Genomic DNA, 2,887 nt, shown 5'->3' on the forward strand with positions numbered 1-2,887 from the left:
TTCTTTTTAGGAAAAATATCTTGAAATAGCTTCCACTCTAGGTCATTTAATCCCTCAAATTTGCCTGGCATCTTCAGTCGTTTAGTTACAACCTTCTTATTTTATCTATTATTAGTGGGATAGGTTCGTAGTATTACTGAACCTTTAATTATCGAAAAAGTGCAACATGAATGTAATCATCTGATTGAGCGAGAAGGTGGTGAAAGTAAGTCTGAAAAAGCCAAAAAAGCCAAAGCATTAAGCTTACTATTAGAAGGATTTAATAACAATCGCGATCGCATTCACTCCCATAACCATACTACCTATTCAATGGAAGAGTTTAACTTTTCTAATTTGGCTGAAGCTGCTAGTTATGCCAGACGTGGTAGTAATAGTTCAGTGTTAAAAAAAGTTGAGTATTACTGTCATCATCCTCTGTTAAAAGATGGCAATGTCTTAGTAGATACGCCTGGTATCGATGCACCAGTAAAAAAAGATGCAGAACTTACTTATAGCAAAATAGAACATCCCGATACGTCGGCGGTAATTTGCGTTTTAAAAGCTGCTGCTGCGGGAGAAATGACTTCCGAAGAAACTGAATTAATTGAAAGAATGCGCTCTAATTTAGGAATCAAAGATCGTGTTTTTTCTGTCTTTAATCGTATTGACGAAACTTGGTATGCTGGACAGTTAAGACAGCGTTTAGATAGTTTAATTGCTACTCAGTTTCAGGGTAATCAAAGGATTTATAAAACCAGTGGTTTATTAGGTTTTTATGGTAGTCAAATTCTCAAAACTAATAGTAGCGATCGCTTTAGTTTAGATTCTTTATTTTCTGAAAGTATTAAAGGGATAGGAGGAGAAGAAGAAACACCCCAATTTGTTAGCGAGTTTAATAATTATTGTGCCTCTGGTAAATTAGCAGGTACTCAATTTAGAGTTTCAGTTCATGGTTACGAAACCCCTAATGAAAACTATACTAGAATTCTTAATGAGTGGGGACAACCTTTAATTAAACAGCTAATTACTGATAGTGGTATTGAAGGTTTTCGTGATGCTATTACTCGTTACCTTACAGAAGAAAAACGCCCGCAACTGTTTGCTTCTTTAGCGGATGACTTACAGCCTTTATGTCAAAAACTGCAACAACATTATCTCCAACAATTACAAGAATTAGATAGTCAACCTCAAGAAATTGAAGCAATGAAAGCTCAAGAATTGGGTAACTTAAATCAACAACTACAACAAGTAGGGACAGAATTAGCTCAACATCTAGAACAAGAAGTAAATTCAATTATTACTAATAACGATCAACATTTTGAAGCAGACTTCCAACAACTAAAAGCAAAAATGGTTAGTCGTCTAGACGAACTATTACAAACTTTTTCCGTGCAAGATGCTTATAGTGCTGCAACTTTATCTCATTCTAGAAATGCTACTGCACCCCTAATTGCTATTTTAGTAGAGGCTCTTTATTATATTGCTAATGAATTAGAAGATGTCTTAATAGCAACCTCAGAAAATCTAGTTAAAAACTTTTGCCAAAGATTAAGCGATCGCATTAAAAACCAAGAATATTATCGTCAACTATATCACCTATTAAACAATGATTCTAATTTAGAAACTCAGCTACAACAATTAGAACAACAACTAATTCATGCACTAAGAAACGTAGCTAAAATAGAATGCGATAAGTATGTTAGAGAAAGTCCTCGTTTCTATGATGAAAATACCTTTTCCATCTATCAATTTAGGCAAACCTTACAACAGACATCTCAAGGCTATGATTGCGCCAGTATGGTACAAGCAGAACCCGCTATTAGACAACTTTTAAAGCTCGATTTTGAACCAAAAGTATCTGCGACAATTTACCGTAATTTTCGTCAAGCTGTCAACGAAACTTTAAAGACTCAACTATTACCAATGGCGAAACAACAGGGAGATAATATACTGCAACAATATCCCCAAGCAAAAGCCAATTTAGAACAAACTTTAGAACAAGAAGCGATCGCGAAAATTGCTCATAATCGAAAATTACAACAAGATATTGAACAGAAAATAAAACAATACAATCTAGCAGTTTCGGATATTAATAATTGCTTATCTACAATGAAGTTATTCGAGCATCTTCTACCCACAATAGCTGTTAATCAATCGCCAGATTCTACTGTTAAACAAGATACTATTAATCAAAATAATGGTTATCACAGCGATTTTGAACCCATTCTAACAGCGATAGATTCATAATATTCATCACCGTAGGGGCGTATGGCATACGCCCTAACCAAAATTTTTAATGGAAAACAATAATTTTATTGAGAAAAAAACATGGAAGATAATTTTAAAATAAAACAATGTTCAGAAAACGATGCTTTAGAATTTAGCAGTGGAACATACAGAGTTCAGAAAATAATAGATGCAGTATCCAAAGTATTTAAAGGTAATTTAGGAAAACAGTTACACGAATCACTAAAATCATATCAAATAAATATTTTTCCAGGTGGTTCGGGAAAAAATCCTTCTCATAGTAACTATTTCACTGAAGGAGTAGATTGCGAAATTTTAAAAGTAGGAAGTGACTATTGGCAAAAAGGAAAATTTAAAATTAATGTTTCTATAGAGTTTATTCCTGATGAACCAGAAAAAGTAGAATCAGAATTAGATAGCGTAAGACAAGAAATCAATAATTATTAGCCGTAATCGTAGTGTTGTGACTAATTAATTTTATTGGGTAAGGCGAGTTGATTTAGCCCCCCTAACCCCCCTAACCCCCCAACTTTGGGTAGGGCTGTTTCATTCTCGAACCAAGAAATGCGATCGTGAATAAAACAAGCATCAAACCAAATTAATGGCAAAAAGAAAGCAACAATGGTAAATTATTGCTCATATAGTCTAACGCCTCGGTCAA

Annotated in this window: 2 protein-coding genes and 1 pseudogene; 2 read left to right on the forward strand and 1 reads right to left on the reverse strand. The window is 34.0% G+C overall.

Annotation, left to right across the window (positions count from 1 at the left end; translation table 11 throughout):
* Positions 1-129: 129 nt before the first annotated feature.
* Positions 130-2,226, forward strand: a pseudogene (locus H1P_RS32450) (dynamin family protein); the annotation flags it as partial.
* Between the two features lie 81 nt (positions 2,227-2,307).
* Positions 2,308-2,673 (forward strand): KGK domain-containing protein, encoded by a 366-nt coding sequence (locus H1P_RS32455; RefSeq protein ID WP_144875480.1) that lies wholly within the window; start codon positions 2,308-2,310, stop codon positions 2,671-2,673.
* 20 nt (positions 2,674-2,693) lie between these two features.
* Here H1P_RS32455 and H1P_RS36910 read toward each other — a convergent pair whose 3' ends face one another.
* Positions 2,694-2,834, reverse strand: a complete 141-nt coding sequence (locus tag H1P_RS36910; protein ID WP_186376281.1) for a hypothetical protein — start codon at positions 2,832-2,834, stop codon at positions 2,694-2,696.
* Positions 2,835-2,887: the final 53 nt, after the last annotated feature.

The organism is Hyella patelloides LEGE 07179, from assembly GCF_900659865.1.
Taxonomy (GTDB): Bacteria; Cyanobacteriota; Cyanobacteriia; order Cyanobacteriales; family Xenococcaceae; genus Hyella; species Hyella patelloides.